Annotated in this window: 15 protein-coding genes; 6 read left to right on the plus strand and 9 right to left on the minus strand. The window is 62.5% G+C overall.

The features are described 5' to 3' along the window. Nucleotides 1-51: 51 nt before the first annotated feature. On the plus strand, nt 52-519 hold the full coding sequence (locus V8J81_RS16355) for an MOSC domain-containing protein (protein WP_368476815.1): 468 nt from the start codon (nt 52-54) through the stop codon (nt 517-519). A gap of 117 nt (nt 520-636) precedes the next feature. Here V8J81_RS16355 and V8J81_RS16360 read toward each other — a convergent pair whose 3' ends face one another. The 3 genes from V8J81_RS16360 to dapE form a co-directional block, all read right to left on the minus strand. Further along, a complete protein-coding gene (locus tag V8J81_RS16360) occupies nt 637-2,160 on the minus strand; it encodes a lytic murein transglycosylase (RefSeq protein WP_368476816.1) in 1,524 nt (507 codons plus the stop codon). Between the two features lie 129 nt (nt 2,161-2,289). Continuing rightward, nucleotides 2,290-4,545, minus strand: a complete 2,256-nt coding sequence (gene rnr, locus V8J81_RS16365; RefSeq protein ID WP_368477665.1) for a ribonuclease R — start codon at nt 4,543-4,545, stop codon at nt 2,290-2,292. Between the two features lie 179 nt (nt 4,546-4,724). Beyond that, entirely contained in the window at nt 4,725-5,876 is a 1,152-nt protein-coding gene (dapE, locus tag V8J81_RS16370) for a succinyl-diaminopimelate desuccinylase (protein ID WP_368476817.1), read from the minus strand. Nucleotides 5,877-6,173: 297 nt separating this feature from the next. Here dapE and V8J81_RS16375 point away from each other — a divergent pair, with 297 nt between their 5' ends. Both V8J81_RS16375 and V8J81_RS16380 read left to right on the plus strand, forming a co-directional pair. Continuing rightward, complete coding sequence (locus V8J81_RS16375) at nt 6,174-7,766, plus strand: Hint domain-containing protein (RefSeq protein ID WP_368476818.1); 1,593 nt, start codon at nt 6,174-6,176, stop codon at nt 7,764-7,766. Between the two features lie 17 nt (nt 7,767-7,783). Next, entirely contained in the window at nt 7,784-8,833 is a 1,050-nt protein-coding gene (locus tag V8J81_RS16380) for a Hint domain-containing protein (protein WP_368476819.1), read from the plus strand. Here the strand turns inward: V8J81_RS16380 and V8J81_RS16385 are convergent. The 5 genes from V8J81_RS16385 to dapD all read right to left on the minus strand — a co-directional run bounded on the left by V8J81_RS16385 (nt 8,830) and on the right by dapD (nt 11,651). After that, entirely contained in the window at nt 8,830-9,180 is a 351-nt protein-coding gene (locus V8J81_RS16385; RefSeq protein WP_368476820.1) for a DUF8846 family protein, read from the minus strand. The two genes, V8J81_RS16380 and V8J81_RS16385, sit on opposite strands and share 4 nt — an antisense overlap. Before the next feature lie 42 nt (nt 9,181-9,222). After that, on the minus strand, nt 9,223-9,984 hold the full coding sequence (locus tag V8J81_RS16390; protein ID WP_368476821.1) for a YHYH protein: 762 nt from the start codon (nt 9,982-9,984) through the stop codon (nt 9,223-9,225). A gap of 66 nt (nt 9,985-10,050) precedes the next feature. After that, complete coding sequence (locus tag V8J81_RS16395; protein ID WP_368476822.1) at nt 10,051-10,302, minus strand: GlsB/YeaQ/YmgE family stress response membrane protein; 252 nt, start codon at nt 10,300-10,302, stop codon at nt 10,051-10,053. 63 nt (nt 10,303-10,365) lie between these two features. After that, nucleotides 10,366-10,824: a hypothetical protein gene (locus V8J81_RS16400; RefSeq protein ID WP_368476823.1), complete on the minus strand. Its 459-nt coding sequence runs from the start codon at nt 10,822-10,824 to the stop codon at nt 10,366-10,368. After that, nucleotides 10,824-11,651, minus strand: a complete 828-nt coding sequence (dapD, locus tag V8J81_RS16405) for a 2,3,4,5-tetrahydropyridine-2,6-dicarboxylate N-succinyltransferase (RefSeq protein ID WP_368476824.1) — start codon at nt 11,649-11,651, stop codon at nt 10,824-10,826. Before dapD ends, V8J81_RS16400 begins: the two co-directional genes overlap by 1 nt. A 168-nt stretch (nt 11,652-11,819) precedes the next feature. On the opposite strand from dapD, the gene V8J81_RS16410 reads away from it, so the two are divergent. The 3 genes from V8J81_RS16410 to V8J81_RS16420 are packed head-to-tail and all read left to right on the plus strand — an operon-like array spanning nt 11,820 to nt 13,094. After that, nucleotides 11,820-12,206: a hypothetical protein gene (locus V8J81_RS16410; RefSeq protein ID WP_368476825.1), complete on the plus strand. Its 387-nt coding sequence runs from the start codon at nt 11,820-11,822 to the stop codon at nt 12,204-12,206. Nucleotides 12,207-12,254: 48 nt separating this feature from the next. Next, nucleotides 12,255-12,647, plus strand: a complete 393-nt coding sequence (locus V8J81_RS16415) for a hypothetical protein (RefSeq protein WP_368476826.1) — start codon at nt 12,255-12,257, stop codon at nt 12,645-12,647. Between the two features lie 24 nt (nt 12,648-12,671). Further along, entirely contained in the window at nt 12,672-13,094 is a 423-nt protein-coding gene (locus tag V8J81_RS16420; protein WP_368476827.1) for a hypothetical protein, read from the plus strand. A gap of 3 nt (nt 13,095-13,097) precedes the next feature. Here V8J81_RS16420 and V8J81_RS16425 read toward each other — a convergent pair whose 3' ends face one another. Beyond that, nucleotides 13,098-13,805, minus strand: a complete 708-nt coding sequence (locus V8J81_RS16425; protein WP_368476828.1) for a 1-acyl-sn-glycerol-3-phosphate acyltransferase — start codon at nt 13,803-13,805, stop codon at nt 13,098-13,100. Between the last annotated feature and the right edge of the window lie 29 nt (nt 13,806-13,834).

Consider the following 13,834-nt stretch of genomic DNA (forward strand, 5'->3'; position numbering starts at 1 on the left):
TTAGATCGCGCGCCTCTGGGAGTCGAGTCCAACCACTGATAGGAAAACCCCATGGAAACCCTCGCCACCCTGACGGCCCGCCATGCAGGCCCCGGACGCATCGACTGGATCGGCCTGCGCCCTGAGCGATTGGCCGGGATCACGGCGGTGGACAGCGCCCATCTGCGCGACGCCGGGCTGGAGGGCGACCATGCCCGCCCCGGTAAACGTGCGGTGACGCTGATCCAGGCGGAACACTTACCGGTGATCGCAGCCTTGGCGCATATTGATGCGGTTGCCCCGGAAACGCTGCGCCGCAACCTCGTGGTCTCAGGCCTGAACCTCTCGGCCCTGCGCGGCAAACAGCTGCAACTGGGGGAAGCGGTGATTGAGATCACCATTCCCTGCGCCCCCTGTTCGCGCATGGAAGCCGCCCTCGGGCCCGGTGGTTACAACGCCATGCGCAGCCATGGCGGCTGGTGCGCCAAAGTACTCACACCCGGCGCGCTGTCCATCGGCGCAAAGGTTACGCCGACCTGACCCCTCCTCGACCCTGCGGGTCTCCTCGCAGCTGTCCCATCTTCCTTGTTTCAAAAATACCTCGGGGGTCAGCGTCTTTCCCCATGGGAAAGGCGCGTAAGGGGGCAGCGCCCCCTTTTACCCGTTCCGCAACCGCTCCAGGATCGACAGAGAGGCATAGCCATCCGGCACCAGCCCCTGCCCTTCCTGATAGGCGCGCACAGCGGCGATGGTGATCGGCCCGACCAACCCGTCGATATTGCCGGCGTAATAGCCAGCGGCCTGAAGGTGCCGCTGCATCTCCTGCCGTTCCGCAAAACTGAGAGCGCGGTCGCCACGCGGCCAGCTCGCGCGAAAATCGGGTCCGCCCTCGATCCGGTCGCTCAGATGTCCAATCGCGATCACGTAGGCGTCGGCGGGATTGTAGCGCTCGATCACGCGGAAATTGTTGAAGGTGATCAACGCCACCCCCTCGGCCCCCATCGGCAAACGCAGCGAGGCCGGGCCGTGATCCGGGATCGGATCGCCATTCATCAACCGAACGCCCTGCCCGTTCCAGAAGGCCACGCCGATCCGTTCCTGTTCGCCCGCAAGGCGGTAGTCGAACCCTTCGGGCAAGCGCACCTCCAGCCCCCAGGGCTGGCCATAGGTCCAGCCATGCTCAGCCAGATAATGTGCGGTGGAGGCCAGCGCATCGACCGGGTTGTCGCCCCAGATGTTACGCCGCCCATCGCCATTGAAATCCTGCGCATATTCCAAATAGCTCGTCGGCATGAACTGCGTATGGCCCATGGCCCCTGCCCATGAGCCGACCATGTTGCGGGGTGAGGTGTCGCCCGATTGCAGGATCTGCAGGGCGGCAATCAGCTGTTCTTCGAAAAACTCCTGCCGCCGCCCGTCATAGGCCAGCGTCGCCATGGCGGCGATTATGTCGGTGGAACCGCGTGTCGCGCCATAGGCGCTTTCCAGGCCCCAGACGGCGACGACCACCTCGGCTTCAACCTGATATTGCTCTTCGATCCGGCCCAGCGTGGTCCGCCATTCGGCCAGATTATCGCGCCCATTGCGGATGCGGGCATCGGACACGGCGGTATCCAGGTAATCCCATAATGCGCGGGAGAATTCGGCCTGATTGCGGTCGCGTTCCAGCACACCTTCCTGCAATTGCACCCCTTCAAAGGCTCGGTTCAGCGTGCCTTGGGAGATACCGGCAGCGCGGGCGCGGGATTGGAAATCGGTGATCCAGGCGAGGAAATCGGGATCGCGCGTGGGTTCCGCACTGCGCGCGGCGAGGGCGGCGTCATACGCGCGACCGCGCTCTTCCGCCTCCTCAAGAAAGCTTTCGGGTATATCACCGCGCGGCGTGGGGCGGGGGGAGGTCGCTGCGGCCAGCGGGCTGATTTCGGGCGTTGCTGTCGGCTCAGCGTCATCCGCCGCCTCGATCGCGTTTGCGGCGAGTGTGGCTATATCAACAGGTTCGGGCTCAGGTACGGCCTCGTCGATCACCTCGACCACCACGCGCGGCAAGGTCGTGGCTTGCACCTCAGCCGGGGCCGAGACTGACCATTCTGGGCGCGGCAAAGGGAAAGGCGACGCGCTTGGCGGCGCGGCCAGGGCCGGTGCAGCGACAGCAACCGTAAGGAAAAGGCTCAAGCGGATCATCGTCAGGCGCGCGTTTCATTGTGCTCGATTACGCAACAATATAGCGATTTCGCGCAATATTCACAGCGATAAGCGGCATGTGGGCGGAGTCTTGCCGCATATTTTGCTGCAAAACCGGTTACTGCAGGGTTACTTCGCCTTCCGCGCCGCCTTCTTGCGCAGTTTCGTGCGTTTGCCTTTGCTGGCCCCGGCCTTGCGGCGCGTGGGTGCTTTGCGGCGGTTGGAACGGCGTGTGGTGGGCCGTGCGCGGCCGTCATGTTCCAGCAGTTCCAGGATCAGCCCGCCTGTGACGGGAACCGCTTCGGCCAGTTTGACCTTTACCCTGTCGCCAATTCCAATCACGAGGCCGGAATCCGCCCCCATCAACGTCTGCGCCTCGGCATCGAAGTGGAAGTATTCGTCGCCCAGGGACCGCATCGGCAGCAAGCCATCCGCCCCAGTTTCATCCAGTTTCACGAACACGCCGAACCGCGCGATGCCTGAGATGCGGCCCGCGAACTCCGCCCCGACCCGGTCCGACAGATAGGCGGCGAGGTAGCGGTCATTCGTGTCGCGTTCGGCCACCATGGACCGACGCTCAGTGTCTGAGATTAGCTTGGCCGTTTCGTCGAGCCGGTCGATCTCTTCCGGCTGCAACCCGTCCTTGCCCCAGCCATGAGCGGCAATCAGCGCCCGGTGCACGATCAGGTCGGCGTAACGGCGGATGGGTGAGGTGAAATGCGCGTAGTGCTGCAGCGCCAGGCCAAAATGGCCATAGTTTTCAGCATTGTAGTACGCCTGCTGCATTGAGCGCAGGGTGGAGATGGAGATCAGCTCGGAATGCTCTTCACTGGCCTGGGTCAGGAGGGCGTTAAGATGCGAGGTTTTGAGCACTTGCCCCTTGGCCAGCGTCAGGCCGGAGGCCTGCGCAACCTCGCGCAGTGCGTCGAGTTTTTCAGGCGAGGGTTCCTCATGCACCCGGAACAGGAGCGGGGTGCGCTTGGCGATCAAGGTCTCCGCCGCGCAGACATTTGCCAGCACCATGAATTCTTCGATCAGCCGGTGGGCGTCGAGGCGTTCCTTGAAGGCGACGGACGTGACCTTGCCATCCTCGCTCAGTTCAATGCGGCGTTCGGGCAGGTCGAGTTCTAGCGGTTGCCGCTTTTCACGGGCAGTGACGAGGGCGTCGTAGGCCGCGTACAGGGGACGAATGACATCGTCGAGCAGCGGTGCGGTGCGGTCGTTGGGGCTGCCGTCCTGCGCGGCCTGCACTTCTTCGTAGTGCAGCGAGGCGGGGGAACGCATGAGCGCGCGGTGGAAGCTGTGGCCGCGCTTCTGGCCCTCCGCATTGATGACAATGCGCGCGGCGATCACGGCGCGGTCGACGCCTTCGTGAAGCGAGCAAAGGTCGCCTGACAGTGTGTCAGGCAGCATCGGTACAACCCGGTCGGGGAAATAGGTGGAATTGCCCCGCTTGCGCGCCTCGCGGTCCAGAGCAGAGCTCGGGCGCACGTAATGGGCGACATCGGCGATGGCGACCCAGATGACATGGCCACCTTCGTTCTTCGGATCGGTATCGGCATGGGCGTAGCACGCATCGTCGTGGTCGCGCGCATCGGCCGGGTCGATGGTGACAAGCGGCAGATCGCGGAGATCTTCGCGACCTTTCATTGTGGCAGGTTTGGCGGCGTCGGCCTCGGCCACTACGGCGTCAGGGAAGGCATCCGGAATGCCGTTTTCGTGGATCGCGATCAGTGACACAGCGCGGGGCGCACCGGGATCGCCCAGACGGTCCGTGATCCGCGCGCGCGGCAGTCCCATCCGCGCTTTTGGCCCGGCCAGCTCGCCCTCGACCAACTCGCCATCCTTGGCGCCGTGCGTGTCACCGGAACGTACGATCCATTCCTTGTCCGACCCCTTCGAGATCGGCGAAATGCGCCCGCCCTCATCGGACTTGCGGAAGATGCCGAGGATTTTGCGGGGGTTCGTCCCGATCTTGCGGATCAGCTTGGCGGTGTACTGGTGGTCTTCGCCATCGGCTTCGAACAGCTTGGCCAAGATACGGTCGCCCTCGCCCACCGCCGGATCGCTCTGGCGGGGCGTGAACAGGATGCGCGGCTCTGGCCCTTCGCCATCCCAGTTCATCGGGCGCGCAAATAGATCGCCGTCGCTGTCAGGGGCTTGCACGATCAGCACGCCCACCGGCGGCAGCTTGCCCGGATCGCGGTAAAGGCGGCCCTTCTTCTCGATATGCCCCTCTGCCTCCAGTTCCTTCAGCATACGCTTGAGGTCGATCCGCGCCGCGCCCTTGATGCCAAAGGCCTTCGCGATGTCGCGCTTGGTCCGCTTGCCGGGATTGTCATTGATCCAAGCGAGGAGGTCGTCTTTGGAGGGAAGGCTGCTCATGTCTTTGGGCGTATCATGGGTGCGTGGGGGCGTCATGGGGGAAATGGGCGACCGGCGCGCGCGTGTCGAAAGGCCGGACCCTCCGGGGGAGTTTTTTTGGCAAGATGAAAGGGCAGAGCGCGCCCAGACCGGACCCGCTGCGAGGACGCCCGAAGGGCGGGCGTTAGCCTTATTAACGATCAGGCGAAGTAATCCGTCAGCACCCGCGTGTAGATGCGTTTGAGGTCGTGTATGTCGCTGATGCGGACGCGTTCATCGACCTGATGCATGCGGTGGCCGACAAGGCCAAATTCCACGACCGGGCAGTGGTTTTTCACGAACCGCGCGTCCGAGGTACCGCCGGTGGTGGACATCTCGGGCGTTCGGCCTGTCTCGGCCTGAACGGCGCTGGCGATCAGAGAGGACAAGTCACCCGGCGGCGTGAGGAAGGACTCGCCGCTGAGTTTCGTGGTCATCTCGATCCGGGTGCCGGTCTCAGTGGCGACCTTGTCTGCCTCGCTCCGCATCCACTCTGTCAGGCTCTCGCCCGTGTGCAGATCGTTGAAGCGCAGGTTCACGGTCATCCGCGTCTTGGCGGGGATCACGTTGTTGGCCGGATTGCCGGTATCGATGGTGGTGATCGCGCAAGTCGAGGGGTCGAAATGATCAGTGCCTTCGTCCAGCACATGGGACGACAGGCGATGGCCCAGAAGCGCTACGGCGGGCATCGGGTTGATGACCTTGTGCAGGTAGGCGGAATGGCCCTGTTTGCCGATGACCTCGAAGAAAGCGGTCAGCGCGCCGCGACGGCCAATCTTCATCATGTCGCCCATCTGTTCGGGGCAGGTCGGCTCCCCCACGATGCAATGGTCCATGCGTTCGCCGGCCTCGGTCATCCAATCTAGCAGCGCGATGGTGCCGTCGGTGCTTTCGCCCTCTTCATCGCCGGTGATGGCCAGCACAACCGCGCCGTCGGGCGGGGTGTCGCGGACAAAGTCGATGGCGGCGGCGGCGAAAGCGGCGACGCCGGATTTCATGTCGGTGGCACCGCGCCCATACATCCAGTCGCCGTCGACCTCAGCGCCGAAGGGCGGGAAGGTCCACGCGGCCTCGTCCCCTACTGGTACCACATCCGTATGGCCATTGAATCCGAATGCCTTGCCGTTCCCGCGCTCGCCCCATCTCGCGTAGAGGTTCGCGATGCCGCCCCGATCCACGCGCGTGCAGGCGAAACCGGCCTCCGACAGCAGTTTTTCCAATAGCACCAGCGCCCCGCCTTCCAGCGGCGTGACTGAGTTGCAGCGGATCAGATCGGCGGTCAGGGCGACGGGATCAATGGGGGAAGTGGGCATGGAAACCTCGGAACACGCAGGTGAAATCCTAACCTATCGGCGTGGCAGAGAGACCACAATGCGGCACGAACATGTCGCCGACACGGCGGAAACTTGGATTTATCCACAGCCCATATGTTAAGCAAACGTATAAAAATACGCCGAGGCAGGCAGTGGACGCCATAAAAACAAGGCGCCGCATCGAGTAGAGTAACGAGAGCATTCGCATTGACCGCATGGGCTTTGGGCCGTGCGGCACTTGTGTGACCGCGTGTGATGTCTTGCCAGACCTCGGCCCAAGAAGGGTGAAGGCAGGCCATGCCCGCGACGGGACAAGAGCTACCAATCAACACGTCCGCCACTGCGCTGCAGATGGCCAACACGATCTTCGGGCCCGGCACGACGGTGAATTCCGCGAGCTATACGGGCTGGAGCCAATCGTCGGGCATCTACACGAACGGCGACAGCGTCTCCAACGCGCTGACCCCGTCGGACACGGGCGTGATCCTGTCGACAGGGCGGGCCAGCGACATCACGCGGTCCAATGGCGATCCGAACCGGCAGGGTAACGAGTCGACCAATACGTCCGGCCCAAACAACGACGCCGATTTCAACGCGCTGGCTGGCGGGAGCACATTTGACGCGTCGTTTATGGAGGTGAACTTCACCCCGACCACCGACTTCATCACAATGCAGTTCACCTTCGCGTCCGAGGAATATCCGGAATTCTCGGGCTCGATCTACAACGACGCGGTGGGGGTCTGGATCAACGGTAACCTCGTGACCTCGCCCACGGTGAACGTCACGCAGATCAACTCGGTCAACCAGACCGAGAATGCGACCCTGTTCAACGACAACACCAACGATGATTACAACACCGAGATGGATGGCTTCACGGTGACATTGTCGCTGGTGATCCCGGTCAACAACGGTGTGCCCAACGATATCAAGATTGGTATCGCGGATGTGGCGGATGCAAATTACGACAGTTCGGTCCTGATCGCAGCGGACTCTTTGCAAGGTGAATTCATCGCGATGGACGATGCGGTCACGCGGCAGGAAGGGATCACTGCGATCCTTGATGTGCTGGCCAATGACCCGACATCGGGCGGGGTGGCGTTCATCACCCATATCAACGGAATCGAGGTGAACCCGGGCGATACCGTGACCCTGTCCTCGGGCCATGAGATCACGCTGTTGCTGTCGGGCGATCTGCAGATCGTTCCCCCGGCCAGCCAAAGCGGCCTGACCGCCCCGGAAAGCATCAACTTCACCTACACCGCCGATGACGGCACCGGCATCACCGACACCGCCTTTGTCACGGTCACGGCCATTCCCTGCTTTGTTCGGGGCACCATGATCCTGACCGATAGCGGAGAAAAGCCGGTCGAAGACCTCATGCCCGGCGACATGGTTGAAACACGCGACAATGGCCTGCAACCGATCCGCTGGATCGGAACCCGCAAGGTGGCTGCAGAGGGGCGCTTTGCCCCCGTCGTGATCGAAGCCGGCACGTTCGGGATGCACCGCCGTCTGGTCGTCTCGCCCCAGCACCGCGTGATGCTGACTCACTGGATGGCCGAGCTGATGTTTGGCGAAGATGAGGTTCTGGTCGCGGCCAAGGATCTGGTCAACGAATGCTCTGTCCGGGTGTTGGCCAAGGATGAGACGGACAATGGCGAGGTCGAATATTTCCACCTGCTGTTCGATAAGCATCAGATCATCTGGTCCGAAGGGTTGGCGACCGAAAGTTTCCTGCCCGGCCCCACCGTGATGAACGATCTGGATGCCGCTGTTCAGGAGGAGGTCCTGACGCTGTTCCCCGAAATCGACCCGGAGACGAAACATGGCTACGGGCCAGCCGCCCGCCTTCCCCTGCGCGGGTTTGAGGCCCGCGCGATGCTGGGTTGACCGGAGCCGTCGGGTCCATGTCATGGCATGCCATATGGAGTGAGGGCCGTGTCCTGAAAGCGCCGCAAGCCTTCAGCGACGCGCCGCTACGCTCCATGACCCTGTGGCTTGAACTCTCCGGTCCCCGAAGACCTTTGACCAAGCGTGGGCGTGCGCAACCGAGGCAAGTGCCCCTGCGGCTTTGGCGTGGCATGTCCACCGATCCCGGCAAGGCCATCACCATCTACCTGATGCCCGACAACGCCCTGCGCCTTGTGCATGGCGATATTGATCTGATGTCCGCGCCCAACATGATGCGCACCGGCGAGACGGTCGGCCTGCGCTACGTCACCTGCGCTGAGGGTCGGAACGACACATTCGACGTGACGAACTTCGATCAGGGCCGCACCCAAAGCCTGCGCGCCGGTCTGGCCCATCTTGCGACAATGGCGGAGGCCTGCCCGGCTGCCGAGGGCTATCTGAAAGTGGCCCATATCGCAGCCGTCGCCCCGGATCTGGTGCCTGCAACCGATCTGCCCGGCGTGGAAAGCGGCGCGATCATCGCCACGGATCAGGGGCCGCGCCCTGTAGACGCTTTGCAAGCTGGCGACATGCTGCTTGACGCCAGTGGTGAGGCGCACCCCCTGCGCTGGATCGAAGCGCGGCCCCGCCTGTGCATGGGCCGCAACGCCCCGATGCGCCTGCGCGCGCCGTATTTTGGGCTTGCCCGCGATTTGATCGTCACACCGCAAACGCGGATTTTACAGACAGGTCCGGTGGTGGATTACCTGTGCGGGACAGATGCCGTTCTGGCGCAGGTCGGCGATCTGGCCAACGGACGCGCTGTGTTCCGCGACCGGCATCAGGCCGTGCGCACCTTCTATCACATGATGCTGGACGATCCGGCCTGTATCCTGGTGGAAAACTGCCCGATCGAGACCGCGCATCTGGGCGACGTAATGGCCTTGGGCGATCCCAATTTGGCACAGGCCGCAGACCCAAGCGACAGCGACCTCACGCCGTCGCTGCCCTTGCTTGATCGCGCCTCGGCCCGGGCTTTGCTGACAGCCAATTCGCGGGCGGCCTAACCCTTTTCCTCACCATCAAAGAACGGCGTCATCTGCACGACGATCACGGCATTCTCGGCCAACGCACGATCCATCAGGCCGCGTTCTTCGTCGTTGATCTCATCGCCCTGAGCTTCGCGTTCGGTCCGCGTGCCGTATCCAGTCACATCCAGCGGGTTCAGATCTGCTTGCTTCAGAACGGCCACGGTTTCGCGCACCGCCTCGGCCTCATCGACGCCGCTGGCAAAGCACAACAGCCCCGCGCCGGTTGAGCCTTCGGGCAAACCATCGCCGTCCTTGCGCCCGACCTGCACCAGCAGGGTGTAGACGTCATGCTTCTTTTTGGGTTTTTTCGGTTTGTCTGCCATCCCGCGCGGATGGCGCAGGAGGGCAGGACCTGTCAAGCCGCGTCAGGGGCGGCCGGTGAAATCGGAACTGACCTCACCCATGAAACAGCGCGGGAAAAACGGGAAGGTATCGGTGGCGAAATAGACATATTCGCCGTCCATCATCGCGCCGTTGCACTGATCGAGATTGCCGGACCCAGCGACGAATGCCCAATCCTCCTCATAGCTGCCGTCATAGGCCCCGTAGGGTGCCGTGACGCGGGTGCCGTCGCGCAATTGCCAGGATGATTGCGCCTGATCGCCGACATAGTGGATCTCGAACCCATCGGCGGCCCACCCGATGAGGGTGTCGTCGCGATTGTCGAGGAAGGCATCCGCAACGGCGTGATAGTGATAGAGCCCGCGATGATCGACATGAGCGTTGGCGGCATCCATGCCAAGCGCCTCGGCCGAGCCCATGCCCTCCAGGTTCCAGCCGCTGGACGGATCACGGGAATGACCGCGCGGGCTGGACGCGTCGTAGTAGTCAGCTGTGCCGGGGCGGAACAGGATACCGGTGACTGAAATGCCCGATGAATGCGTCTCTGTCGTCATCTGGCCTGTATAGGTCGGCGTACCATCCACACAGACGGAGACGGTTTGCGCCTCGAAGCTGTGCGGGTTGCCCGAATTTGGGAACGATCCAATGTCGTGGTCCGGGCTGCCGTTTGAAGTAATGCAAAGCTGATCGCCTTGCCGGGTGATGGAGACGTCGTTTTCATGGGCAAGGCTCGGCCCGGCAACAAGTGCTGCCAGAAGGGCCGTTAGGGCGAAGGTGCGGTACATGATGGGCTCTCTCTGTGTGGTCCTTTTCGTTCCACGAAGCCCGCCCCGTTTTCCGTCGCGGAATTTTCAGCGCCCGCGGATCATCCGCCAGCCCGCAATCAGGATGCAGGCCCCCAACAGGCCCACGGCCCCTTGGGCCAGCCAGGTTGCTGATGCGTTGATCCCGATCAGGCCCAAAAGGACATTCGCCACCATCGCACCGACGATCCCTAGGAAAATATTCAACAGAAGCCCTGTATTGGCCCCCATGATGCGCGAGCCGATCCAACCGGCGAGGCCACCTACGAATATGGCGGCAATCCAACCCAAGCCCTGCATGATCGTTCCTCCAATGATGAAGGTTTGTGTATCACGAAAACCGGGATTCACGAAAAAGGCGCGTTATTGGACAGGTACGCCCGGGCACCGCATGTAGGTCGCATGGGCTTCGACATATCCGCCATCGTCCATCGCAAGATAGCTTGTCATCTCAGCCCGCGCGGTGATCCAAAGCGTGGCATCGACTCCACCCGGCCCCGCGCCTTGCCCGCCGCAATCAAGGCCAAGCTCGTGTGTGTACGAGCGCCCTTCAGTCGTGTCTTCGCTGATCACGTTAATCCTAGCGATCTCGCACGTGCCACCCACGGTCGTGACGCGGTCGGCGTCCACGCGAAGAATGCCTGCCGGGGGCGTGTCAGGAGTATCCGCGCACAGCGCCTCCCTGCTCTCCATCACAGTGATGCGGACAAAGCTGCCTTGATACTCCGTGGAAACGCTATCCTCGGCCAAACGCTGCCAGGCCCAACCCGACGCCAAGAGACAGGCGAACAGGGCCAGACCAAGCAAGGCGCGTTTGTGCATCAATCGCGCAGGAGTTCGTTGATGGAAGTCTTCGACCGCGTCTGCGCGTCCACACGCTTCACGATCACGGCGCAGTAGAGGTTCACGCCATTCTTCGACGGCATCGACCCTGCAACAACGACTGAACCCGCAGGCACTTCGCCATACATGACCTCGCCTGTTTCACGATCCACGATTTTCGTGGATTTGCCGATGAACACGCCCATGCCAAGGACGGAGCCCTCGCGCACGATGCAGCCTTCAACCACTTCCGACCGCGCGCCGATGAAGCAATCGTCTTCGATGATCGTGGGGCCCGCCTGCATCGGCTCCAACACGCCGCCGATGCCCACGCCACCCGACAGGTGCACGTTCTTGCCGATCTGCGCGCAGGACCCGACGGTGGCCCAAGTGTCGACCATCGTGCCGCTATCCACATAGGCGCCGAGGTTCACGAAGGACGGCATCAGCACCACGCCGGGCGCGATGTAGGCCGACTTGCGCACGACGCAGTTGGGCACCGCGCGGAAGCCAGCCGCGCCCCATTCATTCTCGCCCCAGCCCTTCCACTTGCTGTCGACCTTGTCCCACCAGGATCCGCCTTGGGCCGAGCCGCTCTGCATCTCCATGTCCTTCAGGCGGAAGCCCAGCAGCACGGCCTTCTTGGCCCACTGGTTGACGTGCCAATCACCGCTGTCCTGCTTTTCCGCCACACGCAGCGACCCGCTGTCGAGCGCGTTCAGCGTATCTTCGATGGCCTCGCGCGTTTCACCGGTTGTGGCGGGCGTGATCTGATCGCGCGCCTCCCAGGCGGCTTCGATGGCGGTTTCCAGTTGCGCGTTCGACATGGGTCAGGCTCCGTAAGGCAAGGGCAGCGTTCCGCGCGGGCTATACGCATGGCCCGTCCCATATGCAACGCGTGAGGCGTATCAGCCCCACTGAAGGGGCGCCGCGCAGACTTGCAATTCATAGGCCATTCCGTAAGGTCATCCCACACTGGGGGAAGGTCTAACGTCATGAAATCCTTTATAACTGCGGCGTCCATTGCGACGGCGCTTAGCGTGCTGTCTGCCTGCGTCGTGGTCGCGCCAAACGGAACCGGCACGACGCCTACCGGGGCCGCCGTTCCGGCAGCCGAGAATTGGGGGGTGTCCCTGCGCGGGCGCGCTTTGCAGCGGCCGGGTGAGTTCGTGAACTTTTTCAGCGACGGCACCTTCCGATGGGACGGAGGCCCCTATGGCACAGCGTTGGGCACGTGGACGGGCGGTCCAAACCGGCTGTGCCTGAACGTGCAACTTGCCAACCGGCTCGAGTCCCTGTGCGGCACAGCCTATCTGACCAACGGTCAGCTAGAATTTCTAAGCGATGGCGGCGGTGCACCGATTTACTGGAACATCGTCTGATCCCTCAGACGCTCTCAATACCCTCTGAAAGAAAAAAGGTGCAAAATGATGCGTAGCACGTCCCTTATCCTTGCCGCCGTGGCCGCCAGCCTTTCGGCCTGCGTGATTGTCGACCCGTTGCCTGTCACCGGACCCAGCGTGGCTGGCGTTCCGACGACCGCCCCGCAGGGGGCGTCACTGGCGCAGCGGCTCAGCGGCGCTCAACTCATCAACGGCGATGAACTGCACAGGCTTATGCCAGGCGGGCAAGTTGCCGGTCGCTTCTATTACGGCCCGTCGGAACGCGATTTTAACCCCGTCAACGGCACTTGGTCGGTCAACGGCAACAATTTCTGCTTCGGTGTCGAAGTCAGTGAGCCATTCTGCGGCCCTGCCCAGATTTCTGGGAATACGCTGACCCATTATTCCGATGGCGGCACGATGATTTGGACAATCGAATAATTTAACGGAACAAAAGGTCCCAAGATGACACTGTTCAAACTCTGCTCCATGACAGCTGTTGCCCTGGCCCTGTCCGGCTGCGTCGTGCTTGACACAGCCCCGCCCGAAGCCGTCGGCCCCGGCCCGTTCCTGACCGGCAATTTCAACGCACCCGCGCCCGCTCCGGCACCGGTTGCCGCGCCGGACCTGCGCAGCCAATTGGCGGGCCGAACACTGTCCAATGACAGTGCCCCAGGGCAAACCACGACCCTGCGTGCCGACGGATTCATGGTCGTAACCGGCAGCAACGGCGTGCAGCTTGGCGGTGGCCAGTGGTCGGCCCAAGGCAACCAACTGTGCTTCGAGCAGTTCGGCGGCGGCTTTGATTGCAATCAGGCCGTTGTCAGCGGCTCGACCCTTCGGATCACCGATTCGAGTGGTGTTACAACGACCTTCAGGCTCAGCTAGGGATCACGCCGCTGGCCAATGCGGAGGAGCGTTGAAGCGCTCCTCCAGATCGGCATTGAAGTCTTCCAGCGGAACGCTTGTATCCAGCCCGTCTTCCAGACGCTCGATCGAGATGTTGACGTGCCGCCGCCCCTTGAAGATGCCCAGAAAGCTCCAGAACAGGTCGCGGAGGGATTTGTCGTATTTGCTCAGGCCCTGAATGCGCAGGATCGCGACCGGGCAGCCGGGATTGGCGCGCAGAGTCTCGTAAGCGCCACCGAAATGCGGCTGGATGATCTCACGCGGCTGCCGCTTGGCCTGCCCGCCGGGAAACAGCAGGACAATCTTGCCGTTTTGGATGGTGTCGTTAAGCTTGTCCTGCGCCCATTCCTTCCGCTCGGCCCGCTTTTCGGCTGGCCAATCCTTGGGTGAGGACAGCGGAATGCAGCCTGACGGCGCGAGCACCAGAAACTGCGCGGGGTGATAGTATTCGTTGTAGTGCACCGCCGGCAGAACACGCCGCGTGGGATAGAGCAGCGAGGCCACCAAGGGCCCATCCAGCCGCGTCACATGTGTGGCCAGGATCAAACCGCCCGGCATGTCCTGCAACAGATGCTTGTTGGAGATGCTGATATTGTAGAAGAGGCCGAAATAGCTGCGCAGGCACACAAAGAAGAAATGACGCAAGACCCGTCCGAGGGTTGCATCCAGAAACCGTTTAATCTTGTTCATTCAAACGCCCAGTTGCCGCATGTCCCCCG

Origin of the sequence: Gymnodinialimonas sp. 202GB13-11 (assembly GCF_040932485.1) — a bacterium.
GTDB classification, from domain to species: domain Bacteria; phylum Pseudomonadota; class Alphaproteobacteria; order Rhodobacterales; family Rhodobacteraceae; genus Gymnodinialimonas; species Gymnodinialimonas hymeniacidonis.

What these genes read in the sequence shown, in the direction of transcription:
- V8J81_RS16410 (WP_368476825.1), top strand. Translation starts at nt 11,820, where the DNA reads ATGAAATCCTTTATAACTGCGGCGTCCATTGCGACGGCGCTTAGCGTG.
- V8J81_RS16395 (WP_368476822.1), bottom strand. Translation starts at nt 10,302, where the DNA reads ATGCAGGGCTTGGGTTGGATTGCCGCCATATTCGTAGGTGGCCTCGCC.
- V8J81_RS16385 (WP_368476820.1), bottom strand. Translation starts at nt 9,180, where the DNA reads ATGGCAGACAAACCGAAAAAACCCAAAAAGAAGCATGACGTCTACACC.
- V8J81_RS16375 (WP_368476818.1), top strand. Translation starts at nt 6,174, where the DNA reads ATGCCCGCGACGGGACAAGAGCTACCAATCAACACGTCCGCCACTGCG.
- V8J81_RS16355 (WP_368476815.1), top strand. Translation starts at nt 52, where the DNA reads ATGGAAACCCTCGCCACCCTGACGGCCCGCCATGCAGGCCCCGGACGC.
- dapD (WP_368476824.1), bottom strand. Translation starts at nt 11,651, where the DNA reads ATGTCGAACGCGCAACTGGAAACCGCCATCGAAGCCGCCTGGGAGGCG.
- dapE (WP_368476817.1), bottom strand. Translation starts at nt 5,876, where the DNA reads ATGCCCACTTCCCCCATTGATCCCGTCGCCCTGACCGCCGATCTGATC.
- rnr (WP_368477665.1), bottom strand. Translation starts at nt 4,545, where the DNA reads ATGAGCAGCCTTCCCTCCAAAGACGACCTCCTCGCTTGGATCAATGAC.
- V8J81_RS16390 (WP_368476821.1), bottom strand. Translation starts at nt 9,984, where the DNA reads ATGTACCGCACCTTCGCCCTAACGGCCCTTCTGGCAGCACTTGTTGCC.
- V8J81_RS16425 (WP_368476828.1), bottom strand. Translation starts at nt 13,805, where the DNA reads ATGAACAAGATTAAACGGTTTCTGGATGCAACCCTCGGACGGGTCTTG.
- V8J81_RS16400 (WP_368476823.1), bottom strand. Translation starts at nt 10,824, where the DNA reads ATGCACAAACGCGCCTTGCTTGGTCTGGCCCTGTTCGCCTGTCTCTTG.
- V8J81_RS16380 (WP_368476819.1), top strand. Translation starts at nt 7,784, where the DNA reads ATGTCATGGCATGCCATATGGAGTGAGGGCCGTGTCCTGAAAGCGCCG.
- V8J81_RS16360 (WP_368476816.1), bottom strand. Translation starts at nt 2,160, where the DNA reads ATGATCCGCTTGAGCCTTTTCCTTACGGTTGCTGTCGCTGCACCGGCC.
- V8J81_RS16420 (WP_368476827.1), top strand. Translation starts at nt 12,672, where the DNA reads ATGACACTGTTCAAACTCTGCTCCATGACAGCTGTTGCCCTGGCCCTG.
- V8J81_RS16415 (WP_368476826.1), top strand. Translation starts at nt 12,255, where the DNA reads ATGCGTAGCACGTCCCTTATCCTTGCCGCCGTGGCCGCCAGCCTTTCG.